The organism is Streptomyces sp. BoleA5, from assembly GCF_000373665.1.
GTDB lineage: Bacteria > Actinomycetota > Actinomycetes > Streptomycetales > Streptomycetaceae > Actinacidiphila.
Genome location: NZ_KB892113.1, coordinates 87105 through 112398, shown reverse-complemented (window position 1 = coordinate 112398; position 25294 = coordinate 87105). Strand labels below are relative to the sequence as shown.

The window sequence follows — 25294 nt, the reverse complement described above, 5'->3', positions numbered from 1 at the left end:
TACCCCCTACGCGCGTAGAACTCTTGGATGATGCCGAATATTGACCTCCTGGCCAGGTCGTGCACACCTTCCCGTCTGCCATGGTTACGCCATGGCTTCGCAAGCTTTACCGGTGCGTGGTGCGCGGTTGGGAAAGAGAGTGACACCGGGTCTGAACCCGGCGGCCCGGCGGGATTCGGACGAGGAGGCGGTCCGTGCCGCCGTGTTGCTGCTGCCCGGCGGCCGTGCGCTGAGCACCCGTCGGCGCTCCCCCGTGGCGGCCGCGGCGATGGTGCCGCTGGCACGTCGGCTCATGCGGACGGCGGGCCGCGGCGGGGGCCTGGCCGTGCACGTCGTGCACTACCGCTTCCGCGGCTGGAACGGCGGTCACGCCCACCCGGCCGAGGACGCGCAGTGGGCGGTCGACGAGGTCGTCCGCCGCTACGGTGACGTACCGGTGTCGCTGGTCGGCATGGACATGGGCGGCCGCGCCGCGCTGCGGGCCGCGGGCCACCCGGCCGTCGACTCCGCGGTCGCCATAGCCCCGTGGCTGCCGGACGCGCCCGAGCCCGATCCGGTGAAGCAGCTGATAGGCCGCCATGTCCTGATCGTGCACGGCACGAACGACGGCTCCACCCACCCCGATCTCTCCTACCGGCTGGCCGAGCGGGTGAAGAAGGTCAACCGGGACGTGTGCCGGTTCGAGGTGCACACCGACGGCCACCTGCTCCACGACCACCGGGCCGAAGTCGCCTCGCTGACGTCCGACTTCGTCCTCGGCACCCTGCTGGGGAGGTCCTTCGCCCGCCCCGTCGCCGACGCACTGGCCGCCCCTCCCCCGCTCGGCCTGCGCATGCCCCTGGCCTCCGGTTTCGGCAGGTCCCCCCAACTTCGCTGAGCCGCCCGGCGGCCACGGGGCTCACGCCCGCCCACCCCCGGACCGGCCGGCGCCGTCAGTCGGGCAGGAGCTGCCCGCGCCTGCCGAGCAGGAACTTCTTGAACGCCGCGACCGGGGCCGTGTCGGCGTGCCCGCCGAGCCAGGCCACCCCGATCTCCCGGACCGCGCGCGGGGCGGTGACGGTCAGCTCCACGACACCGGGGCGCGGCACGAGCGGCGGCGGCAGCAGGGCCACCCCCAGGCCGGCGGCGACCAGCCCGCGCAGGGTCTCGGCCTCCTCGCCCTCGAAGCCCACCCGGGGGGTGAAGCCCGCCTCCGCGCACAGGGCGTCGGTGATGCGCCGCAGCCCGTATCCCGCCTCCAGGCTGACGAACAGCTCCCCGGACGCCTCCGCCAGACGCACCCGGCGGCGGGAGGCGAGCCGGTGGTCGGCGGGGACGACCAGCCGCAGCCGCTGCTCGTCCAGGCGCCGGACGACCAGGTCGGGCGCGTCCGGCACCGGCGAGGTCAGGCACAGGTCCAGCTGGCCCGCACGCAGCCCGGCGAGCATCGCCTCGCCGTAGTTCTGCACGAGCTGGAAGCGGATCCGCGGGTGGTCGGCGCGGAAGGCCCGCAGCAGGGCCGGTACGGTCTCCGGGCCGAGCGTGTGGAGGAAGCCGAAGGCGACCCGTCCGGACAGCGGGTCGGCGTCGGCGCGCACGGACTCGGCCGAGCGCTCCACCTCGCCCAGCGCCCGCTCCACGGAGGCGAGGAAGCCGCGCCCCGCGGGGGTGAGCGAGACCGTACGGCCCTGGCGGGCGAAGAGCGTGACGCCCAGGTCGAGTTCGAGCCGGACCATGGCACGGCTGAGCGTGGACTGGGGCACCCCCAGCTCGCGCGCCGCACGGGTGACGTGCTCGTGCCGCGCCACGGCGGCGAACTGGGCGAGCCGGGGTGCCAGCACCGTCGCCCAGGACGTGCTGTCCAGCTCCGCCCGCATGTCTGTTGCGTCACGGGACGGCGACAGCGATCCGGCTGACCTCGCTTCATGCACCATGGGAACGATTATGGCCACTGTGTGCATTGGACGCATGAAACGGGCCCGGCCTAGCGTAAAGGCATGTCTCCCGCCGATACAGGGGCGTCCACCGTGACACGGCCGGGCGCCGCCCCCTCCGCCCCCTCAGCCCCCTCAGCCGCCACACTGCGACCGGGTGAGCCCGGCTACCGCCGCGCCATCCTTGCCCTGTTCGCCGCGGGTCTCGCCACCTTCGCCCTCCTCTACTCCACGCAGGCCCTGCTGCCGGTGCTGTCCACGGGGCTGTCCCTCAGCCCGGCCCAGGCCAGCCTCACCGTCTCGGCCACCACCGCCGCGCTGGCGCTGGCCCTGCTGCCGGTGAGCGCGCTGAGCGAGAAGTACGGGCGCACGGCCGTGATGACGGCGTCGGTCTTCAGTGCCTCGGCACTGGCCCTGGTCATCCCGTTCGCGCCGGACCTGACCACCCTGGTCGTGCTGCGCGCCGCGCAGGGCGTGGCCCTCGCAGGGCTCCCGGCGACCGCGATGGCGTACCTCGGCGAGGAGATCCACCCCAAGGCGGTGGCCTCCGCGATCGGGCTCTACGTCGCGGGCAACAGCATCGGCGGCATGAGCTCCCGGGTCCTGACCGGCGCCGTGGCGCAGGCCTTCGGCTGGCGCGCCTCGCTGTTCGCCGCCGGCGCGATGGCGGTGCTGTGCGCCGTCGCCTTCCGCCTGCTGATCCCCGCCGCCCGCAACTTCCGTCCCGGCCCGGTCAGTCCCGTCGCCCTGTGGCGCACGGTCACCGGCCATCTGGGCACCCCGCTGCTGCGCCGGCTCTACCTGATCGGGCTGCTGTTCATGGCGGTCTTCGGCGCCGTCTACAACGTGCTGGGCTACCGGCTCGCCGCCGAGCCCTTCGGCCTGTCGCAGACCGCGATCGGCCTCATCTTCCTGGTCTACCTGGTCGGCACCGGCGCCTCCGCCGCCTCCGGCGTCCTGCACGGCCGCCTCGGACGGCGCGGCGCCCTGTACGTCGCCGTGGTGCTGGCCGCCGGCGGGCTGCTGCTCACCCTGGCGGACTCCCTCGCCGCCGTGCTGACCGGCCTGGTCCTCATCACGGCCGGCTTCTTCACCGGCCACTCCATCGCCTCCGGGGCGGTCAGCCGCACCGCCACCACCGGCCGCGCCCAGGCCTCCGCGCTCTATCTGACCGCGTACTACATCGGCAACAGCGTCGGCGGCACCCTCGGCGCCTCCGCCTTCCACTCCGCCGGCTGGGACGGCACGGTCGCCCTGTGCCTGGCCGCCGTCCTGGGCGTCGCGGGGATCACCCTGCACGCCACCCGGCGCGCGGTCGCGGACCGGCGGCTCACCGTCCCGGCCCGGCGGACGGCCCGGCGGACGGCCTGACGGAAGGCCTCACGGAAGGCCTCACGGAGCGGAACGCGAACGGGACCGGTGGAAGTCCACCGGTCCCGTTCCGTGTCGCGGGGGGGGGAAGGCCCCGCTCAGGCGATGCGCTCCAGCACGATCGGGTCCGCCGTGAACGCCGTGCCCGCCGGGGAGATCTCGACGCCGCCGGCGAGGGCCTCCAGCGCCCAGCCGAACTTCTCCGGGGTGTCGGTGTGCAGGGTGAGCAGCGGCTGGCCCTGGGTGACCGCGGCACCCGGCTTGGCGTGCAGCTCGACGCCCGCGCCGGCCTGCACCGGGTCCTCCTTGCGCGCCCGGCCCGCGCCGAGGCGCCAGGCGGCGACACCCACGGCGTAGGCGTCCAGACCGGTGAGGACACCGGAACGCTCGGCGGTGACGACGTGCCGCTCGCGCGCGGCGGGCAGCTCCGCGTCCGGGTCGCCGCCCTGGGCGGAGATCATGCGGCGCCACACGTCCATGGCGGAGCCGTCGGCGAGCGCCTTGGCCGGGTCGGCGTCCTTCAGGCCCGCCGCGTCGAGCATCTCGCGCGCCAGGGCGAGGGTCAGCTCGACCACGTCGGCCGGGCCGCCGCCCGCCAGCACCTCGACGGACTCCCGGACCTCCAGCGCGTTGCCCGCGGTCAGGCCGAGCGGGGTGGACATGCCGGTGAGCAGCGCCACCGTCCGCACACCGTGGTCGGTGCCCAGCCCCACCATCGTGGAGGCCAGTTCCCGCGCCTGCTCCAGGTCCTTCATGAAGGCCCCGGAGCCGACCTTGACGTCCAGGACGAGCGAGCCCGTGCCCTCGGCGATCTTCTTGGACATGATCGAGGAGGCGATCAGCGGGATCGCCTCGACGGTGCCGGTGACGTCGCGCAGCGCGTACAGCTTCTTGTCGGCGGGGGCGAGGCCGTCGCCCGCGGCGCAGATGACGGCGCCGCTGTCGCCCAGGACCCGCAGCATCTCGTCGTTCGACAGCAGGGCCCGCCAGCCCGGGATGGACTCCAGCTTGTCCAGGGTGCCCCCGGTGTGGCCGAGGCCGCGGCCGGACAGCTGGGGGACGGCCGCGCCGCAGGCCGCGACCAGGGGCGCGAGCGGCAGCGTGATCTTGTCGCCGACGCCACCGGTGGAGTGCTTGTCGGCGGTCGGACGGGGCAGCGCGGAGAAGTCCATGCGCTCGCCGCTGGCGATCATCGCGGCCGTCCAGCGCGCGATCTCGGCCCGGTCCATGCCGTTGAGCAGGATCGCCATCGCGAGCGCGGACATCTGCTCGTCGGCGACCTCACCCCTGGTGTAGGCGTCGATGACCCAGTCGATCTGGTCGTCGCCGAGGCGGCCGCCGTCGCGCTTGGTGCGGATGACGGAAATCGCGTCCATGATTCACGTACCTTCTTAGCGATTGATCAGGTCGTCCGGGCCGAACGCGTCGGGGAGGACGTCGCGCATCGCGCGGATGCCGTCGGACATCTCCACCAGCAGTTCGGGGCCGCCGTGCTCCCACAGCAGCTGACGGCAGCGACCGCACGGCATCAGCTGGTCGCCCTTGCGGTCGACGCAGGTGAAGGCGACGAGCCGGCCGCCTCCGGTGGCGTGCAGGGTCGACACCAGGCCGCACTCGGCGCACAGGCCGAGGCCGTAGCTGGCGTTCTCCACGTTGCACGCCGAGATGACCCGCCCGTCGTCCACCAGCGCGGCCGCGCCGACGGGGAAATGCGAGTACGGGACGTAGGCCCGGGACATGGCGTCCCGGGCCTGTGCCCGCAGGCCTTCCCAGTCGACGTCGTCGACGCCGACCCGGCCCGCGGTGTCGCTCACTTGCCCTGACCCTTCCGGTACCTCATACCGTCAGCCTTGGGCATCCGCAGACGTTGTGCCGACAGGGAGAGCACCAGCAGGGTGACGACGTAGGGGGTCGCGCCCACGAACTCGCTGGGCACCTCGTCGGTGAGCAGGTACCAGGCCAGCACCAGCGCGCCGACGACGAGGCTGACACCGCCCTGCCAGAAGCTCCGCTTCCACAGCTTCCAGGCCGCCAGCAACACCAGCAGGACCACCAGGAGCAGCAGCAGCGCGTGCACCGTCGGACCGCCGTTGCGCAGCTGGAGCGCGTCGGAGTAGCCGAAGAGGCCGGCGCCGGTGGCGAGGCCGCCGACGCGCCAGTTGCCGAAGATCATCGCCGCGAGGCCGATGTAGCCGCGGCCGCCGGTCTGGCCCTCGAGGTAGATGTGCGTGGGCACCATCGCCAGGAAGGCGCCGCCGAGGCCGGCGAGACCGCCGGAGGCGATCACGGCGATGTACTTGTACAGGTACACGTTGACGCCGAGCGACTCGGCCGCGACCGGGTTCTCGCCGCAGGAGCGCAGCCGCAGGCCGAACGGGCTGCGCCACAGCAGGAAGAAGCTGCCGACGAAGAGCACCACCGCGACGAGCGTCAGCGCGGACACGTCGGTGACGAGGCCGCCGAGGACGCCGGCGAGGTCGGAGACGAAGAACCAGCCGTGCTTCTCGATGCTCGACAGCCCGTCGGACAGCCCCGGGACGTCGAAGGACGGCAGGGGGTCGACCGGCGGGGACTGCTTGGGGTTACCGCCCTTGGTGGCCGCGTCGCCGGTGGAGAACCACAGCTTGGCGAGGTACTGGGTGGCACCGAGCGCCAGGATGTTGATGGCCACACCGGAGATGATGTGGTCGACGCCGAAGGTGACGGTGGCGATCGCGTGGATCAGGCCGCCGAGCGCACCGCCGACGACGCCGGCGAGGACGCCGACCCACGGGTTGGTCTGCCAGCCGGCCCAGGCACCGAAGAAGGTGCCGAGGATCATCATGCCCTCGAGGCCGATGTTGACCACGCCGGACCGCTCGGACCACAGGCCGGCCAGACCGGCCAGGCCGATCGGCACGGCGAGGCCGAGCGCCGCGGTGATCTGGCCCTGCGCGGTGAGCTGGTCCTGGCCGGTGATGATCCGCACCACCGACACCAGCGCGATCGCGGCGGCGATGATCAGCAGGATCACCGGGAAGGAGAGGCGGCCCTTGCGGCCCTTGGCCCCTGCGGCCTTGGGAGCCGCGGGCGGCGGGGTCTGGGTCGTCGTGGCGGTCACGCCGTCACCTCCTTCTTGGTGCGGGCCTGGGCGGCGAGCTCCTCGCCGACCTTCTGCTGCTGGCGCTTGAGGCCGTAGCGGCGGACCACCTCGTAGGCGATGACGACGCTCAGGACGATGACGCCCTGCATCACGCCGACGATCTCCTTGTCGTAGCCCTCGAACTCCAGGCGGCCCGAGCCGCGCTCCAGGAAGCCCCACAGCAGCGCGGCCAGCGCGACGCCGACCGGGTTGTTGCGGCCGAGCAGGGCCACCGAGATGCCGGTGAAGCCGATGCCGGCCGGGAAGAGGTCGGCGCCGTAGGCGTGGGTGTCGTTCAGCAGCAGCGGCAGGCCGGTGAGACCGGCCAGGCCGCCGGAGATCAGCATGCTGGTGACCACCATGCGCTTGACGCTGACGCCGCTGGCGGTGGCGGCGCTCTCGGACAGGCCGACGCTGCGCAGGTCGAAGCCGAAGCGGGTGCGGCCCAGCACGAACCAGTAGCCGACGCCGATGATCACGGCGAGCACGACGAAGCCGTAGATCTGGCCGATGTCCTCGCCCATGTCGAAGTTGAACAGATGGCCGGAGGAGGGCAGCGGCGTGGTCGACACCGAGGTGCCCGCCTTGTCGAGGTGGCCGAGCCGGCCGTCCTTGAGCAGGTAGCCGACGATGGACAGGGCGATCGCGTTCAGCATGATCGTCGCGATGACCTCGCTGACCCCGCGCGAGGTCTTCAGCACACCCGCGATACCGGCCCACATGGCGCCGACGGTCATGGCGACCACGATGATCAGCGGGATCTGCAGGAAGCCCGGCAGCGACACCGCGCCGCCGACGGCCGCGGCGAAGAAGGCGCCCAGGCGGTACTGCCCCTCGACGCCGATGTTGAACAGGTTCATGCGGAAGCCGACGGCGACCGCGATGCCCGCGATGTAGTACGTGGTCGCCTTGTTGATGATCTCGACCTGGCTGTCGCTCTTGAAGCCGTAGTCGAACATCGTCCCGAAGGCGCCGAACGGCTCCTTGCCCGTGGCGAGCAGCACCAGCGCCGTGATCACGAACGCGGCCACGAGCGCCAGCACGGGGGCGGCGATGCCGAGGAGCACCCGCTCCTTGTCGATCTTCTTCATCGGTCCTCTCCCCCGTGGCCGGTGTCGCCGTCCTCGTGCTCGAGATGGCCGGCGGCCGCGCCGGTCATCGCGGAGCCCAGCTCCTCCGGGGTGATGGTGGCGGGGTCGGCGTCGGCGACCAGGCGGCCGCGGTACATGACGCGCAAGGTGTCGGACAGGCCGATCAGCTCGTCCAGGTCGGCGGAGATCAGCAGCACGGCCAGGCCCTCACGCCGGGCCTCGCGGATCTGGTCCCAGATCTGGGCCTGGGCACCGACGTCCACGCCCCGGGTGGGGTGCGCGGCGATCAGCAGCTTGGGCCGGTGGCTCATCTCACGGCCGACGATCAGCTTCTGCTGGTTGCCGCCGGACAGGGACGCGGCGGTCACCTCGATGCCGGGGGTGCGGACGTCGTACTCGCGCACGATCCGCTCGGTGTCGCGGCGGGCCGCGGCCGGGTCGAGGAAGCCGCCCTTGCTGTTGGGGGACTCGGTGACGTGGCCCAGGATGCGGTTCTCCCAGAGCGGGGCCTCCAGCAGCAGGCCGTGCCGGTGCCGGTCCTCGGGGATGTAGCCGATGCCGCCCTCGCGGCGCCTGCGCGTCGGCACCTGGGTGATCTCGTCGCCGTCGAGGCCGATCCGGCCCGCGTCGGGCGGCAGGATGCCCATGATCGCCTCGACCAGTTCCGCCTGGCCGTTGCCCTCGACACCCGCGATGCCGAGGACCTCGCCCTTGTGGATGGTGAAGGAGATCCGGTCCAGGACGACGCGTTCGATGCCCTCCAGGTCGGTCTCCGACAGGTGCAGACCGTCGACGGTCAGCATCGGAACGTCGGTGACCGTCGACTCGCGGGTCTCGGGGGACGGCAGCTCGCTGCCGACCATCAGCTCCGCGAGCTGCTTGGGGGTCGTGGTCGCCGGGTCGGCGGAACCGACCGTGGTGCCCCGGCGGATGACGGTGATCGCGTCGGCGACGGAGAGCACCTCGCCCAGCTTGTGGGAGATGAAGATGACCGTCAGGCCCTCGGCCTTGAGCTCGCGCAGGTTGTCGAAGAGCGCGTCGACCTCCTGCGGTACGAGGACCGCGGTCGGCTCGTCGAGGATCAGCGTACGGGCGCCGCGGAAGAGGACCTTCAGGATCTCGACGCGCTGACGGTCGGCGACACCGAGGTCCTCCACCAGGACGTCCGGGCGCACCCCGAGGCCGTAGGCGTCCGAGATCTCCTTGATCTTCGCCCGGGCCCTGCCGCCGATGCCGTACAGCTTCTCGCTGCCGAGGACGACGTTCTCGAGGACGGTGAGGTTGTCGGCGAGCATGAAGTGCTGGTGCACCATGCCGATGCCGCGGGCGATGGCGTCGCCCGGGTCGTGGAAGGTCACCCGCTCGCCGTCGACGGTGATGGTGCCCTCGTCCGGCTTCTGCATGCCGTAGAGGATCTTCATCAGCGTCGACTTGCCGGCGCCGTTCTCGCCCACGAGGGCGTGCACCGTGCCACGGCGAACCGTGATGTCGATGTCGTGGTTGGCCACGACGCCTGGGAATCGCTTGGTGATGCCGCGGAGCTCCACGGCATTCTGGCTGGGGGGGCTGGACGCGTCGATGGCGCACTCTCCTCGCGGAAAAGAGCGGGGTGGGCGGGGTGTGGCGAACGTATCGCGAGGAGGGGCCTCTACACGCGTAGCGTTGCCAGATCCATAAGGGGATGAGTCACAACGGATACCGCGTGCGCGACACCCGGCTGAACGCAGGCGCGAGGCCCGGGAAGGGGGGAGCCTGGGCTGTCCCCTCCCGAGCCTCGCGCCCGGCGCTCATGAGAGACCGGACGTCACTTGACGGTCGTCTTGACCTTGATGTCGCCGCTCACGATCTTGGTCTTGGCCTCGTCCAGCTGGGACTTGATGTCGTCGATGAAGCCACCGCTGGTGGACAGGCCGACACCGTCCTTGGACAGGTCGTAGGCGTGGGTGCCGGTCAGGGGGGCACCGTCCTTGACCGACTTGACCGCGTCGTAGACCGCGACGTTCACGTTCTTCAGCGCGGAGGTCAGGATCGAGTCCTTGTACTTGGCCAGACCCGGCTGCTCGTGCTGGTCGGAGTCGACACCGATCGCCCAGGCGCCGGACTTGCCGGCGACGGCCTCGATGGCACCGTTGCCGGAGGAGCCGGCGGCCGAGTAGATCACGTCGATGCCGTTGTCCAGCATGCCCTGCGCGGCGGCCTTGCCCTTGGCGGGGTCGGAGAAGCCGGAGAGGTCCGAGCCGGGGGTCAGGTACTGGGTGGTGACCTTGATCTTCGGGTTGGTCTCCTCCACGCCCTGGCGGAAGCCGGCCTCGAACTTGTTGATCAGCGGGATGTCCACGCCACCGATGAAGCCGACCTTGTTGTCCTTGGTCTTCAGGGCGGCGGCGACACCGGCGAGGTAGGAGCTCTGCTCCTCGGTGAAGACGATGCTGTCGACGTTCTTGGCGTCGACGACCGAGTCGACGATCGCGAAGGTCGTCTTGGGGTACTTCTTGGCCGCGGCCGTGATGGAGTCGGCGTACGCGAAGCCGACACCGATGACCGGGTTGTAACCCGCGTCGGCCAGGTCCTCCAGGCGCTGCTCGCGGTCGGCCTCGGTGTCCGAGGTCTTGGCGGTCAGCTCCTTCACCTCGACACCGAAGTCGGCCTTCGCCTTGTCCAGGCCCGCGGCGGCGGAGTCGTTGAACGAGTGGTCACCACGGCCACCCACGTCGTAGGCGACGCCGACCTTCAGCTTGCTGCTGTCGCTGCCGCCGCTGGTGGTGTCACTGTCCTTGGAGCTGCTGCCGCAAGCGGTCGCAGTGAGCGCGAGAGCCGCGGAGGCTATACCCGCGGCGGCGATCTTGGTTACCCGGCGCAAGAGGGTACCCCTTCAACTCTGAGCGCCCCGTCCGGCGCTGGCTTAACCGGAGCTTAACGCGCGTAGATGTCAGGTAAAGGGGGGTTGGCCGCCCGTTATCGGATCGTCGCATTTCGGCCAGGTGACCCAGCCGTGTCGGCCGGGTCACCCACCGTCATGCCAGCAGCGCAGCAGAGGTGAAGAGCTCCACGCCGACCTTGATCGCGCCCTCGTCGACATCGAAGTCACCTTGATGCAGATCACGCTTTGACGTGTCCCCAACGGGCCGTACGCCCAACCTCGCCAGCGCGCCCGGAACCTGCTCCAGGTACCAGGAGAAGTCCTCGCCGCCGAGGCTCTGCTCCGTGTCCTCGACCGTGTGCGCGCCGTAACGGGCCGTCATGGCGTCGCGCAGCAGCTCGGTCGAGTCCGCCTCGTTCACCACCGGCGGCACCCCGCGGTGGTAGGTCAGCTCCCACTTCGCCCGGTACATCGCGGCCACCTGGTCGATCACCTCGTGGACCAGGTCGGGGGCCTCGTGCCAGGCGTTCAGGTCCAGGCAGCGGACCGTGCCCTCCAGCTCGGCGTGCTGCGGGATGACGTTGGCGGCGTGACCGGCCTCGATGCGGCCCCACACGATGCTCATCCCGGCCCGGGGGTCGATCCGGCGGGCCAGCACGGCCGGCAACTCGGTGGCCATCTTGGCGGCGGCCGTGACCAGGTCGGTGGTGAGGTGGGGGCGGGCCGTGTGGCCGCCCGCGCCGTCCAGGGAGAGCTCCAGCCGGTCCACGGCGGAGGTGATCGGCCCCTGCCGCAGCCCGATCCGCCCGACCTCGACCTTCGGGTCGCAGTGCAGGGCCAGGATCCGGCCCACGCCGTCCAGCGCCTTCGCCTTGATGGCGTCCAGCGCGCCGCCCGGCATGACCTCCTCGGCCGGCTGGAACACCAGCCGCACCGGACGCCTCAGCTTGCCCTCGCGCTCCAGCTCCGCCAGTACCAGGCCGGCGCCGAGCACCACCGTGGTGTGCACGTCGTGGCCGCAGGCGTGCGCCCGGCCGGGCACGGTCGAGCGGTACTCCACGCGCTTGGTGTCCGGGATCGGGAGCGCGTCCAGATCCGCGCGCAGCGCCAGCCGCGGACGCTCGGGGTCGGTGGCGCCGATGTCGCACAACAGCCCGGTGCCGCCGGGCATCACACGGGGCTTGAGACCGGCCTGCTCCAGGCGCGCCTTGACCGCGGCGGTGGTACGGAACTCCTGCCGGCCCAGCTCGGGGTTCATGTGCAGGTCCCGCCGGAACGCCACGAGTTCGGCCCGCAGCCGCTCGGGCACCACCCCCAGCAGCGCACCTTCGGGTGCGGCGGGGACCACGGGCGCCACTGGCACGGGATTTTCGGAGGGTTCGGAGGCTGAGTCGTTCACCTCCGACAGGCTAGACCGCATCTGTACTCCTGATCGCTGGATCGCCGTAATTTCATGCCGCGCGAGGAAGAAAAACTCCCCCGTTCGGCGCGTACCCCGCCCCGTACAGGGGTAAGAACCTGGTTTATCCCTCGCCACTCCATAGTGGCCCAACGATCGCCCGGCCGCGAGGCAACGCTCTGTGAGCGGCCCGGAACGGCCCTGGCGGGAAGCGCCGAGGGCGGCGGACCCCCTTGGCCGGGGCGGTTCAGACCAGGGCGACGGGGGCGTCGGAGGCGGACAGCTCCGGGGAGGGACGGCGCGGGCCCAGGAGGCGCGCGTAGAGGTCGACGAGCGGCTCGGCCTGCTTCTGCCAGGACCACTCGCGCAGCACGTCCCCGCGTTCGTACGCCTTGCGGTAGCGGCGCGGGTTGGTGAGCACGGCGCCGACGGCCCGGACGAAGTCGGCGGTGTCCCCGCAGCGGAAGACCTCGCCGTTGCCGATCTCCAGGGTCGGGCGGGCCAGCACGCGGACGTCGCTGACCACCACGGGCAGCCGGGCGTGCGCGTACTCGAAGTAGCGGGCCGGGAGCGCGACCTGCCGGTCGGGGAGCCGGTGCACGGGCAGCACGCCGATGTCCGCCGAGGACAGGAAGCGCGGGATCTCGGCGGGCGGCACGTACGGCAGCACGTGCAGCCGGCGGGCCACGCCCAGCTCGGCCGCGCGGCCGGCGAGGGTGCCGATCCAGGGGTCCTCGGGGTCGGGGACGATCAGCGCGGCGTGCAGGTCGTAGAGCCTGGGCAGCGCGTCGACGACCGTGAGCAGGCCGCGGGCGGGGCCGGCGGCGCCGCTGTGGACCAGCAGCGGGACCTCGGGGGCGAGGCGGCAGCGGTCGCGGACCCCGGACGGCGGCGGGGAGGGCAGCGGCTCGTACGGCGGGGTGTTGCGGGCCACCGCGGGGCGCGTGGGCAGCCCGTGGCGCTCGCGAAGGCGGTCGGCGTAGGTGTCGGCGACGGTGACGACGCCGTCGGTGAGCGGCGCGTAGCTGCGCTCGTGGGCGTCGCGGGCGACGGCGGCGCGGCGGGAGGGCTCGGCCTCGACGGTGGTGTCCCAGACCACCTCCACCCGGTGGCCGCTTCCCTCGGCGCGCATCGCGGCCCGCACGGCGGTGCCCAGGGTCCGGTGGCCCAGGGCGTGCACGAGGTGCGGGCGCAGTTCGTCGAGGACCGGGCCGTAGGCGATCTCCAGGTCGAGCAGGAGCGGGTCGAGCCGGCGCCAGCAGCGCTTGCCGAGCAGCAGCCGGGTCGCGGTGGCGGCGGCGCTCTCGAGGGCTCCGCCGGGGACGGAGCGGCGGCGGACCGCGGCGCGGTACTGCGCCGAGCGCAGCGCCGTCCAGGCCCGGCGCAGTACGTGCCGGAACCGGCTGCCCGCGTGCAGGAGGCGGGCGCCGGCCTTCACCGGTAAAGGGCGGTGGATCACGTCCAGCTCGGCGCCGCGGGAGGCCAGCAGGGCCGCGTGGGCGGCGAGCAGCGCGTTGCGGAAGGCGTGCGCATCGGCGCTGCGGTAGGCGAGGACGTGCCGCGGGCCCGGACGGGGCCGCTGCAGCCGCCTGCGGTGGAGCGTCTCGGCGACGGTGACGCGCAGCAGCCGCACGCCGGCGGGCGCGGTGCCGGTCGCGCCGGCGGGCCCCTCGGCGGCGCGGCCGATGAGCGTGACCTCGTACCCGGCGGCGACCGCCGCCGCCGCCACACGGTGCGCCCGGGAGTCACCGTCGAGCGCGCTGTCCGCGAGGACCGCGATGCGCGGCGCGGACCTCGGTGCCGTTGCCATGGATCAAGACAACCGGGTTCGGGTGACCGCTCGGTGAAGTGGATCTTGCGGAGAGCGGAACGCCACCGGCCGCCGGTCCGCGCGCTCTTGCGCGCCCCCGCACTTCAACACGCCCCGGCGCGGCCGGTTTTCCCCCTTGCCGCGCCTTTCGGGAGCTCGTCACCGGCCACCAGACTGGTGTGACGAGGGGAAATGGGGTGGGGCGTGTGACATCGCGATACCCGGGCGCCGGGAACACGGGGGCCACCGGGGACACGGAGGCGTACGGCGCGGACGACGGGGGCACGGCCGCGGTGCCGCCGCCCCGCCCCGCGCACGCGCCGGGCGGCGCGCGGACGCCGCGGGGGGCGTCCGCGGTGCCGTACGGGGCCGAGGAGGACTGGAGCGCGTCGACCCGGTACATGTGCGCGGGGGCGCGCCTGGACGAGAGCTTCGCGCGCCGGGTGGTGCACGAGCTGCGGCACGAGCGCTACCGGGCCTGCGCCCCGTCCTACGGCGTCGACCTCGACCGGGTCGGCGCCCACGCCGAGCAGACCCTGCGCGACCTGCGCAAACGGGATCTGGCCGTCGGCGCCGCCTTCGTCCTGTCGCTGCTGGTCTCCCCGGTGGCCACGCTCGCCTACTGGTTCGCCACCTCCTTCCTTCCCGGGGGCGGCGCGCAGACGGGCTCGGCGGTGCCGAGGCGGCGCCGGCCCCGGGAGGGGCAGCGCGACCCGGCCGTCATGGTGGTGCTGCGAGCCCTGGCGGTGCAGCTCGCCGTCCTGCTGGCGGCCTCCTGGCTGAGTGCCCTGGTGCCGTTCTGGCCGAGCGCCGGACCGGTGGTGACCTTCCTGCTGACGCTGGTGCTGCTGGTCGGCTGGCCGTGGCTGCTCACCTGGGAGCAGCGCAACGCGGCGTGGAGGGCCATCCGCGAGCAGCTGACCCGTGAGGCCTTCCGCTCCTCCGCGCAGGAGCCGCCCCGCGACCCGGGCGCGGCGGGGCTGCCGCAGTCCTCCGTGGGCGGTGACGCGAACCTGGTCGTCTACAGCGGCTACCGGCCCTTCGTGGGGGCGGGTGACGAGGTCACCTCGTGGTCCTTCGCGATGCGGCTCACCCCGGAGGGCCACGAACCGGGCTCCGGGCAGGAGCCTCCCGCGGTGCCCTTCGACACGGCCGGGCTGGTCCGCCGGCTGGCCGACGACCTGGACGCCCTGCGCGCGGCCGCGGCCTCCCCGGTGGACCGGATCCCCGGCCTGGAGGTGACGGAGAAGGTCTTCGTCCACGGCACGGAACTGCGGCAGAACACCCTCTTCGGGGAGGCCGTGTTCTGGCCCGGCGCCGCCGGCCGGTGGCCGCCCGAGGGCAGGCCGGCCGACCAGCTCTCCTCGGAGCGCATCGCGGCGGCCCGGGGCGTCGTCGACGGCCCGGTGCGGCACTGCCTGGCCGCGCAGGTGCGCAGCTGGGGGACGGACCTGGTGCTGTCGGTCTTCGTACAGACCGCGGTGAGCGGGGCGACGCTGTATCTGCAGGCCGACACCCTGGTGCTGACCCCGGTCCGGGAGGCCTACCGGGTCGCCGACTCCGTCTCCCGTCCCGAGGAGGCCGAGGAGGCCGCCCCCGGCCTCGCCGACGCGCTGCTGCACAGCCGCTCGGTGCTGATGTCCGCACTGCCCGACGCCTACGCCGAGCTGCGCGCCTCCTCCCGGCGCGAACGGGCGCTGCGGGCGCAGCGGACGGCCGTCACGGACGACCGCCGCTATGACTTCGGGGCCCGGATCAGCCTGCGGGAGCTGGCCTCCTCGCACGCCTACCGCGACTTCTTCCAGAAAGTGGACGTCACGCGCGTCGGCAAGCAGATCGAGCTGCAGATCCTCGGCACGCTCGCCGAGTTCCTCGCGGAACACGGCCTGGAGCGAGGGGATCTGACGCAGCATCGCAACGTCATCCTGAACCAGGGCATCATGATGACCGGCGGCTCCATGAGCGGCAGCATCGCGGCGGGCTCCGGCGCCGCGGCGATCTCCGGCGGTGGGCGGCAGTCCGCGGCCGGGGCAGGCGCCGAAGGGAGCGCGAAGTGACGCCGCGGGATCCGGCTCCACGGATCAACCACGGCATCGTGATCGGGGGCGACGCCCGGGTCAGCGACTCGGCCCTGGCCGCCGGGCCCGGGGCGTACGCGCGCAAGGACGGCGCGGACGCCGAGGCGCTGCGTACGGCGCTCGCCGCGCTCGCCGAACTGCGCCGGCGCCTGGACGCGCCGGAGGGCACGCAGGCCGCCCGGGAGGAGGCCGACGCCCTGGCGGACGACCTCCTGGCGGTGGAGGCGGGGGGTATCGACGGGCGACGGGCGGGCGAGCGGCTGACCCGGCTGCGGACGCTCGTCGGTGACGCCACCGCGCTGAGCGGGCTGGTCACGGCGGTCCACGAGAGCGTACGGGCGATCACCGGTGGGTGAGCGTCCACGCCGACACCCGCAGCTCCGCCGGCCGGTTGGCCGCCCAGTTGAGCGGCGGCAGCCTGCCGACGGAGATGCGGGTCACCTCCGTGACGCACTGACCCCCGGCCGGCCCGGCCGGCCCGGCCGGCGGGCCGGCCTCAGTCGGCCGCGGCCGTGCCCGTGGCCACCGAGGCCAGACCGTGCAGGTCGCGGGCGCTGCCCGTGATCCCGGACAGGAAGCTCTGGGCCCGCGGCGAGGCCCGGTCGGTCAGCCACTCCGGATCGACGTCGCAGACGGTGATCCGGACACCGGTGCCCTCCAGGGCGAGCGGCAGGGTGTGCACGACCGTGGAGGGAAAGCTCAGGACCGTGTGGCCGATCGGGCCGCGGCGGGCGATCAGTTCCAGCGGCAGGTCGGGCCGCACGATCTGCAGTCCGGTCTCCGCGGTCAGCCGGTGGAGTTTGTCGGCGCTCTCCCGGCGGTGCGCGAAGTAGCGGGTGGCGCCGTGCGCCCTGGTCAGGGCGGCGACGGCGGTCAGATAGCGCTCGGGGTCGACCACCCCGGTCTCCACCAGGGAGGTGCCGACGATGTCGGTGCCGGCGCTGATGGTGGGCGGGCCGAACCGCGCCCGGGTCCAGGCGAAGCGGTTCGCCCGCAGCACCATCCCGGGGGGAGGCGAGGCGGGCATCGAGCTGAACAGCTCGACGCGCCGCCCGGCGCCTGGGGTGAGGCGGCGCCGGGCGGCAGAGGCGAAGACGCCGAAGGCCGCGTCCGCCGGCGACAGCCGGCGGCCGCTGCGGTGCCACCGGACGAGCCGGGCACCCTTGGCGAGGAGTTCGGTGAACTCCATGGTCGCCGTGCCGTCGTCCACGACGGTGATCTCCTTCGTCCGGCTCAGCGGCAGAAGGACCTGCACCAGCCGGGAGAAGGGATCACCGAGGACGACCCGTCCCGCGGCCCGCAGGGCCGGGGTCAGTTCGGCGGCGGTGCGCAGCAGCGAGCCCCGGGAGGAGCGGGCCTCGCACCAGCGCACGGTGATGCCCTCGTCCATCGCCAGTTCCGCCATGCGGCGGAGCTGACCTCGCGTCATGGGGTCACGCGGAGCGAGGGCGACGATGGTGAGCGGCCGCCCGGGCGCCGCCGGGCCCGGGACGGCCTTCGCCGTCCCGGGCCGCGGCGCGGGCACCGCGGGCGGGTGAACATGCGCCCACTCCAGCACGTTGAGCAGCTGAACGGGGCTCTCTACGAGTGCCAGAGTGCCGCTGTCGCCCATGGATCAGGCCGACACCGTCTCGGGCTCGGCGGCGGCCGCGGCCTGGGCCGCCTCCTGCTCGGCGATGACGCCGGGCACGCGCCGCAGCTTCTTCATCGGGCCGAGCTCGCCCTCGTAGACCTTCTTGACACCGTCGCCGAGCGCCTGCTCGATGATGCGGATGTCGCGGACCAGACGGTCCAGACCCTGCGGCTCGACGGAAGCGGCCTGGTCCGAGCCCCAGTTGGCACGGTCGAGGGTGATGTGGCGCTCGACGAAGACGGCGCCCAGGGCGACGGCCGCGAGAGTGGTCTGCAGGCCGATCTCGTGACCGGAGTAGCCGACCGGCACGTTCGGGAACTCGCTCTGCAGGGTGTTGATCATCCGCAGGTTGAGCTCCTCGTGCTTCGCCGGGTAGGTCGACGTGGCGTGGCACAGGATGATGTTCTCGCTGCCGAGCACCTCCACCGCGTGGCGGATCTGCTTCGGGGTCGACATGCCGGTCGAGAGGATGACCGTCTTGCCGGTGGCGCGCAGGGCGCGCAGCAGCTCGTCGTCGGTGAGCGAGGCCGAGGCGACCTTGTGGACCCGGACGTTCTCGAACTTCTCCAGGAACTCGACCGAGGGGACGTCCCACGGGGAGGCGAACCAGTCGATGCCCTTCTTGGTGCAGTACTCGTCGATCGCGCGGTACTCGTCCTCACCGAACTCCACCTTGTGGCGGTAGTCGATGTAGGTCATCCGGCCCCAGGGGGTGTCCCGCTCGATGTCCCACTGGTCGCGCGGAGTGCAGATCTCCGGGGTGCGCTTCTGGAACTTCACACCGTCGGCGCCGGCCTCCACGGCCGCGTCGATCAGGGCGAAGGCGTCCTCGAGGGAGCCGTTGTGGTTGATGCCGATCTCGCCGGTGACGTAGACGGGCTGGCCGGGGCCGACCAGGCGGTCGCCGATCGGACGAAGGCGGGCGTTGGTGGTGGTCACTGGGAGAGTTCCCTTCGGGAAAGAGAGGGGCCGAGGATCCACGAGGCGATCTCGCGGATGGCTCCGCGTCCTCCGGGCGTTGCGGTGACGGAGCGGGCGGCGTCCTTGACGATGTCGTGCGCGTTGGCGACGGCCGTGGGCCAGCCGACGAGCGCGAAGCAGCCGAGGTCGTTGACGTCGTTGCCGACGTACAGGACCCGCTCGGGGGCGATTCCTTGCTCCTCGCACCACTGCTTGAGTGCGAGGTCCTTGCGGTCGATGCCGTGGAGCACGGGGACCTTGAGCTTGCGGGCCCGCGCGGCGACGACCGGGTTGGTCTCCGTGGACAGGATCAGGACGGGCAGTCCGTTGTCGCGCAGGGCGGCGATCCCGAGCCCGTCACCGCGGTGCACGGTGACGGCCTCGCGTCCATCGGAGTCGACCAGCACCGTGTCGTCGGTCTGGGTGCCGTCGAAGTCGAGTACGACCGCGTCGACGTCGTCGCGGGTCGGGCGCGCCGGCGCCTCGGTGCCGCTCTCCGTCGCGGTGTCGAGCAGCGGGGCCAGGGCGCGGGCGCGGGCCAGGTCGTCCGGCTCGTCGACCTCCAGGACCTTGGCGGGGTCGGTGCGCACCAGCGCGGTGTGGCCGAAGAAGCGGTGCTTCGCCTCGCGGAAGCCCGGGGCGCGCATCGCGTAGGCGGCGCCGGTCTCCAGCAGGTCCTGCGGCCGGTCCTGGCGGCGCGGGCGGTGGGCCTTGTCGTGGTTGACGCCGTAGCCGCCGGTCGCGGCGGCCACCGTCGTACGGGACCGGCCGCCCTCGGCGGCCTCGCCGGCGGCCGCGGCGGCGGCACCGATCTGGTCGGCGGCGTCGCGCCAGACGAAGCCGTGGAAGGGGGCCACGGTCACGGCCGTGTCAGCGCCGTCCTCCACGACCGCGGCGGCCACGCCGTTGACGTCCTCGGTGGTGATGAACGGGCTGGTGCACTGGACGAGCAGCACCACGTCCGCGCCGCGTCCGGTCATCGCCTCGTGGGCGTCCATCGCGTGCAGGACCGCGGCCTCGCTGGTCGCGGTGTCCCCGGCGATGGCGGCCGGGCGCAGGACGACCTCGGCGCCGGCGGTGCGGGCCGCGTCGGCGATGGCGGGATCGTCGGTGGAGACCACGACGTCGGTGACGAGCCCGGCCTCGCGGCAGGCCTGCACGGCTCGGGCGACCAGCGGCACGCCCCCGACCGTGGCGAGGTTCTTACCGGGTACGCCCTTCGAGCCGCCGCGGGCGGGAATGACGGCCAACACCGTTGGCATGGTGGCTCCTTGCGACTTGGTGGGCGGGTTCACAGCTGACCCCACCTGCGGATCACGGGCGCGACGCGCTGCACGCCCTGGCGGTACGCGGCGCGCGCGGAGTTGCGCGCGAGGTCGCGCACGGTCCGGCGCAGGGCGCTGGGCTCGGTCGGCTCGGTCACGGCGCCGGGCAGGGGCTCGCCCTTCGGGTCGAGGCCGTGGCGGGCGAGCACTCCGGGCAGGTAACCGGGCGCGGTGACGGTCGTGTAGTACGGCGCCAGTGGCGGGAGCCCGGGGGCGGCGGCGAGTTCGGTGACGCGCTCGCGCACGGTGCGGAAGGGGTCGCCGCCGGAGGCGATGCCCTGGGCGCGGGCCCACTCGGGGTGCACCCTCGGCACCTCGCCGGAGTCGATCTGGTCCCAGGAGGCGTAGGCCCCGGAGCCGAGGAAGTGGTGGTTCCCCAGCGCCTCACGGATCCCCAGGTCGGTGAGGACGGCCGTGGGGATGCCGCGGTGCATGGACTCCAGCGCCGCCGTCGAACTCACCGTGACCAGCAGGTCGGTGCGGTCCAGGACCTCGCCCATGTGCCCGTAGACGAGCTGGAGGTTCTTCGGCGGGTCCAGCTTGGACACCAGCTTCTGGTACGGCTGTTCCTCGATGTGCGTGGTGTGCTCACCGGGCTTGCTGCGCAGCTTGACCAGGACCTCGCGCTCCGGGTGGAAGCGTGCGTGGTCCACCGCGCGGCGCAGCAGGTACGTGCGGTCCCTGCGGCTGTCCGGCACGGAGGGCTGGACGGCGAAGACCACGGTGAACGGCCGGTCCCCGGAGGGCTCGTAGGGCTTGCCCTCCAGGAAGGGCAGGGCGGTCTCGACGACGGTCCCGGCGTCGGCGCCGACTCCCCCGTAGACCTCGCGGAAGCGCTGCGCGTCGTGGGCGCTGTTGGCGAGCACCGCGTCGGCGCCGGCCCGCAGCAGGAGCCCGTCCGCGAGCTTCTCGTAGACGACCCCGACGTACCCGGTGACGACGACCGGACGGCGGGGGGCGCCCTGCCAGGCGCGGCCGAGTCCGTGCAGCATGGCCTGGACGGTGCCGCCGACGCAGGAGAGCACGACGATGTCCGCGGTGTCGCGGGAGGTCCCGGCCAGGAACTGTGCCGCGGTGACCTCGCGCATCGAGTCCGCGGGGATGCCGACCTCGGCGAGCTGGCGCTCGGTCGGGGTCGCCCGGCCACGGAGCAGGCGGGCGTCGAGCCGCGCCTCCGGGGCGATGCGGCGCGCCGTCAGCGCACCCCATTTCCATCGGGTGTCCGAGTCGGCGAGGACGGTGACCCTGATCGGGTCGGCGGTACTTGCTGGCACGCCGCAGACGCTAGGAATGCATTCCGAGCGGGCCTCCAACGCAACGCCAACGGACGGTTAACAACGCGCCGCCGAATGAAGAAGCGGCCGCCGGGGGCGACGGATTCACGGTTCCGCCATCTTCCGTTCATCCCGGGGTGGGGGAGGAGTCAGGGCAAGGGACGAGACGGCCCATAGGGTGCACGACGTGGTCAAGCTCTCCGTCATCGTCCCGTTCTACAACGTGCAGGCGTTCGCTCCTGACATGTTGAGGAGCCTCCGCGCGAATGCCCGCGCGGATTTCGAGTTCATTCTCGTGAACGACTGCGCAACGGATGACACCCCCGGAATCCTCGAGCGCGCGCTGCCCGACCTGCCCGGGGCGATACTCGTCTCCCACGAGAGGAACGGCGGACTCGCCACCGCCCGCAACACCGGCATCGACGCCGCCCGGGGCGAGTACCTGACCTTCCTCGACGGTGACGACTGGCTGGCCGAGGGCTATCTGCCCCGCCTGCTGGAGGCGATCGAGACCCTCGGCACGGACTTCGTGCGCACCGACCACGTCGTCTCGCACGGGCGCAGGCGCACGGTCGCCCGGGTGCCGCACGGCCGCCGCGGGGTGGCCCTCGACCCGCGCGAGGCGATCCTGCCCGCCGACCGCACGACCTCGGTGGACTACCCGTACGCCTGGGCCGGTATCTACCACCGGCGGCTGGCCGACGCGGGGCTGCTGCACTTCCCCGACGGACTGCGCACGGCCGAGGACCGGCCGTGGATCTGGCGGCTGCACCGCGAGGCGAAGTCCTTCGCGGTGGTCGGCCTGCTGGGCGTCTTCTACCGGCGCGGTGTGGCCACCTCGCTCACGCAGATCGGCGACGTCCGGCAGCTGGACTTCGTCCGCTCCTTCGACCAGGTCCTCGCCGAGACCGCGGCGGACCCCGACGCGGACCGCCTCCTCCCCAAGGCCGTGCGCACCTACTGCGCGGTGATCGCCCACCACCTGGGCGCCATGGGCCGCTACGAGCCCCACGTCGCGCGCAGGCTGAAGGCGATGAGCGCGGCCGCCCTGAAGCAGATGCCGCAGGAGATCCTGAACGAGGTGCTGGACTCGATGGACATGAAGCGCAGCCTGCTGCTGCGCCGGACGCGCAGGCGTCTTCGCGTCGCCGGGGCGGTGTCCGCCTGATGTCCCGTACCCAGGTGCTCCTGGCGTCGACGCTGTTCGGCGCCGCCACGGTGGCCGCCGCGCTGGACGCCGGACTGTTCGCCCCGGCCGACCGCAGGCTGCTGCTGGTCAGCAACAACGCCCTCGTGCCCGAGATCTCGCCGGCGCTGGACACGGCACCGGGCTTCGGTGCGCTGCGCGGCCGCTTCGACAGGGTGCTCTCGTGGAACGACACGATCGCCCCGCTCCACCCGTCGGGCTGGTCGCCACGGCCCGAGGACGTACCGCTGTGGGAGCGCCATCTGCGGCGGCTGTGGGGCCTCGGCGACGACGAGGTCGAGCTGGTCGTCGAGTCGCTGCACGTCGAGCCGGCCCTGGCGCTGGTGAACGTCTTCCCGGGCGCGCCCGTCGAGGTGTACGCCGACGGTCTGATGGTCTACGGCCCGACCCGGGACCGGCTGGACCCACTGGTCACGACCCGGGTCGACCGGGTCCTGCACCTGGACCTGGTCCCCGGGCTGCGGCCGCTGCTGCTGTCGGAGCACGACGTCCCGGCCGGGCTCGTCCCCGCCGACGCCTTCACCGCGGTCCTCGCTCAGATCGCGGAGCACGACGCGGCCCCGGCCCCGGCCCCGCTCCCCGAGGGCGCCGCCCTGCTGCTCGGCCAGTACCTGTCGGCGCTGGACATCCTCACCGCCGCCGAGGAGGAGGAACTGCACGTCGCCATGGTGCGCGGCGCGGTCGCGGCGGGGCACCGGACGGTGGTCTTCAAGCCGCACCCGACGGCGCCGGCGCACTGGTCGCGGCGGCTGGAGCGGGAGGCGGAGGCGCTGGGCGCCGAGCTGACCGTTGCCGGGGCGTCGGAGCCGGCCGAGGTGCTGTTCCTGCGGGTCCGCCCGCGGCTGGTCGTCGGCTGCTTCTCCACCGCGCTGTTCACCGCGTCCGTCCTGTACGGGCTGCCGGTCGCGCGCGTCGGCACCGCACTGGTGCTGGAGCGGCTGTCGCCGTACCCGAACAGCAACCGCGTGCCCGTCACGATCGCAGACCGTCTCCTGCCGGACCTGGAGGACCGGCGGGCGACGCAGGCCTGGCGGCCGCCGACGGCGGAGCAGGTCGCACGCGACCTGACGCCCCTGGTGCGTGCCGTGGGCTACTGCATGCAGCCCCAGGCGTACGCGCGCCTGCGTGACGACGCGGTCCGCTATCTGACGGACAACCTGGACGGCGGCACCTGGCGCTACTTCAGGCGGCGCCGGCTGGCGTCACTGGCACTGCCGGGAGCGGTGCCCTCCCGACTGGCCTTCCTGCCGGACAACCCGGCCGCGCGCAGGGTCGCGCGGCGGATCAAGCGCGTCGCGTCCCGCCGCTGACCGCGGCGTTCGGGGCCGGGTCGCCGAGGGCCGGCGCGGAGTGCCGCGCTGCCCCTCGGCGTCCCGAAACCCGTAGTGACGACCGCCTGGGTGACTACCGTGCGCCGTTCGGGGCGAGGGTCGGCTCGATGCCCGCGACGGGGATCCGCAGCCCGGTCCCGAAGCGCGCGTCGTAGTGGTCGAACATCTCCCGGCGCACCTACGGCCAAGGCTTGTTCGTGAGCGACCCGACGGCTATGTCGGTCGGCCTCGCCACGCGCGAGCCGGAGCGCGTCACCGCCCGGCTCGCCCGCTTCGCCGGGTGACTCAGAACGCGTCCGAGGGGACGTACGTCCCCCACACCTCGCGGAGCGCGCCGCAGACCTCGCCCACCGTCGCGCGGGCACGGAGGGCGTCCCTCATCGGGTACAGGACGTCCTCCGTGCCCTCGGCGGCCTTGCGCAGCGCGGACAGCGCGGCGTCCACGGCACGTCCGTCGCGCCCGGCCCGCAGCGCGGCCAGCCGCTCCACCTGCGCGGCCTCGATCGCGGGGTCGACGCGCAGCGGCTCGTACGGCTCCTCCGCCTCCAGCTGGAAGCGGTTGACGCCGACGACCACCCGTTCCCCGGAGTCGGTCTCCCGGGCGATCCGGTACGCGTTGCGCTCGATCTCGGCCTTCTGGAAGCCGTGTTCGATCGCGCTCACCGCCCCGCCGAACTCCTCCACCCTGGCCATCAGATCCAGGGCGGCGGCCTCGATGCCGTCGGTCATCGACTCCACGACGTAGGACCCGGCGAAAGGGTCCACGGTCGCCGTCACGTCGGTCTCGTACGCCAGGACCTGCTGGGTGCGCAGCGCGAGCCGGGCGGACTTCTCCGTGGGGAGCGCGATCGCCTCGTCGAAGGAGTTGGTGTGCAGCGACTGCGTGCCGCCCAGCACCGCCGCCAGCCCCTGGACGGCGACCCGCACCAGGTTCACCTCGGGCTGCTGCGCGGTGAGCTGCACGCCCGCGGTCTGGGTGTGGAAGCGCAGCATCTGCGACCTGGGGTTCCGCGCCCCGAACTCCTCGCGCATCACGCGGGCCCAGATGCGGCGGGCGGCACGGAACTTGGCGACCTCCTCCAGGAGGGTCGTACGCGAGACGAAGAAGAAGGACAGCCGCGGCGCGAAGTCGTCGACGTCCATGCCCGCGGCGAGTGCGGTCCTGACGTACTCGATGCCGTCGGCGAGAGTGAAGGCGATCTCCTGCGCGGGCGAGGCGCCGGCCTCGGCCATGTGGTAGCCGGAGATGGAGATGGTGTTCCACCGCGGGATCTCCGCCCGGCAGTAGCGGAAGAGGTCCGACACCAGCCGCAGCGAGGGCTTGGGCGGGAAGATGTAGGTGCCGCGGGCGATGTACTCCTTGAGCACGTCGTTCTGGATCGTGCCGGTGAGCCGGTCCGCGGGCACCCCCTGCTCCTCGCCGACCAGCTGGTACATCAGGAGCAGCAGGGCGGCGGGCGCGTTGATCGTCATCGAGGTGGAGACCCGGTCGAGCGGGATGCCGTCGAACAGCACCCTCATGTCCTCGACCGAGTCGACGGCCACACCGACCTTGCCCACCTCGCCGTGGGCGAGGGGGGCGTCGCTGTCGTGGCCCATCTGCGTCGGCAGGTCGAAGGCGACGGACAGGCCCGTGGTGCCGTGGGCGATCAGCTGCCGGTAGCGGGCGTTGGACTCGGCGGCGGTGCCGAAGCCCGCGTACTGGCGCATCGTCCAGGGCCGGGTGGTGTACATCGTCGGGTGGACACCGCGCGTGTAGGGGTAGCCGCCCGGCTCACCGAGCCGTGCGCCCGGGTCCCAGCCGTCCAGAACGTCGGGGCCGTAGACGGGCTCGATCGGCAGACCGGATTCGGACTCGCGTGCCATGCGTCATGCCTCCAGCGACTCGGCCCCCTTTCTCAGTGTGCGGTGAACCGTGACC

At 72.8% G+C, this 25294-nt stretch carries 20 protein-coding genes; 6 read left to right on the top strand and 14 right to left on the bottom strand.

Features of this window, described 5'->3' with window-relative positions; all coding sequences use genetic code 11:
* The first annotated feature begins 91 nt into the window (after positions 1-91).
* A complete protein-coding gene (locus B085_RS0124765; protein WP_078620042.1) occupies positions 92-877 on the top strand; it encodes a dienelactone hydrolase family protein in 786 nt (261 codons plus the stop codon).
* 55 nt (positions 878-932) lie between these two features.
* Here the strand turns inward: B085_RS0124765 and B085_RS0124760 are convergent, their stop codons facing one another.
* The gene (locus tag B085_RS0124760) at positions 933-1913 is read right to left on the bottom strand and encodes a LysR family transcriptional regulator (protein ID WP_063741067.1); all 981 of its coding nucleotides are present in this window, start codon (positions 1911-1913) and stop codon (positions 933-935) included.
* A 63-nt stretch (positions 1914-1976) separates the two neighbouring features.
* Here B085_RS0124760 and B085_RS0124755 point away from each other — a divergent pair, with 63 nt between their 5' ends.
* Positions 1977-3284 (top strand): MFS transporter, encoded by a 1308-nt coding sequence (locus B085_RS0124755; protein ID WP_037732378.1) that lies wholly within the window; start codon positions 1977-1979, stop codon positions 3282-3284.
* Between the two features lie 98 nt (positions 3285-3382).
* Here B085_RS0124755 and B085_RS0124750 read toward each other — a convergent pair whose 3' ends face one another.
* From B085_RS0124750 to B085_RS0124715, 8 genes are all read right to left on the bottom strand, one after another.
* A complete protein-coding gene (locus B085_RS0124750; RefSeq protein ID WP_018561291.1) occupies positions 3383-4660 on the bottom strand; it encodes a thymidine phosphorylase in 1278 nt (425 codons plus the stop codon).
* Positions 4661-4675: 15 nt separating this feature from the next.
* Complete coding sequence (locus B085_RS0124745; protein ID WP_018561290.1) at positions 4676-5098, bottom strand: cytidine deaminase; 423 nt, start codon at positions 5096-5098, stop codon at positions 4676-4678.
* Positions 5095-6384 (bottom strand): ABC transporter permease, encoded by a 1290-nt coding sequence (locus B085_RS0124740; protein WP_018561289.1) that lies wholly within the window; start codon positions 6382-6384, stop codon positions 5095-5097. Before B085_RS0124740 ends, B085_RS0124745 begins: the two co-directional genes overlap by 4 nt.
* Entirely contained in the window at positions 6381-7496 is a 1116-nt protein-coding gene (locus B085_RS0124735) for an ABC transporter permease (protein ID WP_018561288.1), read from the bottom strand. Before B085_RS0124735 ends, B085_RS0124740 begins: the two co-directional genes overlap by 4 nt.
* Positions 7493-9043 carry an ABC transporter ATP-binding protein gene (locus B085_RS0124730; RefSeq protein ID WP_018561287.1) on the bottom strand — a complete coding sequence of 517 codons (1551 nt, stop codon included), beginning with the start codon at positions 9041-9043 and terminating at the stop codon, positions 7493-7495. Before B085_RS0124730 ends, B085_RS0124735 begins: the two co-directional genes overlap by 4 nt.
* Before the next feature lie 257 nt (positions 9044-9300).
* Entirely contained in the window at positions 9301-10356 is a 1056-nt protein-coding gene (locus tag B085_RS0124725) for a BMP family lipoprotein (RefSeq protein ID WP_018561286.1), read from the bottom strand.
* 154 nt (positions 10357-10510) lie between these two features.
* Positions 10511-11713 carry a M20 family metallopeptidase gene (locus B085_RS0124720; RefSeq protein WP_018561285.1) on the bottom strand — a complete coding sequence of 401 codons (1203 nt, stop codon included), beginning with the start codon at positions 11711-11713 and terminating at the stop codon, positions 10511-10513.
* A 289-nt stretch (positions 11714-12002) separates the two neighbouring features.
* The gene (locus tag B085_RS0124715) at positions 12003-13565 is read right to left on the bottom strand and encodes a glycosyltransferase (protein ID WP_018561284.1); all 1563 of its coding nucleotides are present in this window, start codon (positions 13563-13565) and stop codon (positions 12003-12005) included.
* Between the two features lie 206 nt (positions 13566-13771).
* Between B085_RS0124715 and B085_RS0124710 the strand changes: the two genes are divergently transcribed.
* A complete protein-coding gene (locus B085_RS0124710) occupies positions 13772-15622 on the top strand; it encodes a hypothetical protein (protein ID WP_018561283.1) in 1851 nt (616 codons plus the stop codon).
* Positions 15619-15999, top strand: a complete 381-nt coding sequence (locus B085_RS0124705) for a hypothetical protein (protein WP_018561282.1) — start codon at positions 15619-15621, stop codon at positions 15997-15999. The genes B085_RS0124710 and B085_RS0124705 overlap by 4 nt, the downstream gene beginning before the upstream one ends.
* A gap of 140 nt (positions 16000-16139) precedes the next feature.
* On the opposite strand, the gene B085_RS0124695 is transcribed toward B085_RS0124705, so the two are convergent.
* Genes B085_RS0124695 through B085_RS0124680 form a run of 4 tightly spaced genes read right to left on the bottom strand, consistent with a single transcriptional unit; the run spans position 16140 to position 20835 of the window.
* The gene (locus B085_RS0124695) at positions 16140-17255 is read right to left on the bottom strand and encodes a hypothetical protein (RefSeq protein WP_018561280.1); all 1116 of its coding nucleotides are present in this window, start codon (positions 17253-17255) and stop codon (positions 16140-16142) included.
* Positions 17256-17258: 3 nt separating this feature from the next.
* Positions 17259-18215, bottom strand: a complete 957-nt coding sequence (locus B085_RS0124690; RefSeq protein WP_018561279.1) for an N-acetylneuraminate synthase family protein — start codon at positions 18213-18215, stop codon at positions 17259-17261.
* Complete coding sequence (locus B085_RS0124685; protein WP_026251388.1) at positions 18212-19498, bottom strand: acylneuraminate cytidylyltransferase; 1287 nt, start codon at positions 19496-19498, stop codon at positions 18212-18214. Before B085_RS0124685 ends, B085_RS0124690 begins: the two co-directional genes overlap by 4 nt.
* 29 nt (positions 19499-19527) lie before the next feature.
* Positions 19528-20835 carry a DUF6716 putative glycosyltransferase gene (locus tag B085_RS0124680; RefSeq protein WP_018561277.1) on the bottom strand — a complete coding sequence of 436 codons (1308 nt, stop codon included), beginning with the start codon at positions 20833-20835 and terminating at the stop codon, positions 19528-19530.
* 187 nt (positions 20836-21022) lie between these two features.
* On the opposite strand from B085_RS0124680, the gene B085_RS0124675 reads away from it, so the two are divergent.
* Together B085_RS0124675 and B085_RS0124670 are read left to right on the top strand one after the other, a co-directional pair.
* Complete coding sequence (locus B085_RS0124675; RefSeq protein WP_026251387.1) at positions 21023-22003, top strand: glycosyltransferase family 2 protein; 981 nt, start codon at positions 21023-21025, stop codon at positions 22001-22003.
* Positions 22003-23352, top strand: a complete 1350-nt coding sequence (locus tag B085_RS0124670) for a polysialyltransferase family glycosyltransferase (RefSeq protein WP_018561275.1) — start codon at positions 22003-22005, stop codon at positions 23350-23352. The genes B085_RS0124675 and B085_RS0124670 overlap by 1 nt, the downstream gene beginning before the upstream one ends.
* A 306-nt stretch (positions 23353-23658) precedes the next feature.
* Here B085_RS0124670 and B085_RS0124660 read toward each other — a convergent pair whose 3' ends face one another.
* Complete coding sequence (locus tag B085_RS0124660; RefSeq protein WP_018561273.1) at positions 23659-25239, bottom strand: acyl-CoA mutase large subunit family protein; 1581 nt, start codon at positions 25237-25239, stop codon at positions 23659-23661.
* Positions 25240-25294: the final 55 nt, after the last annotated feature.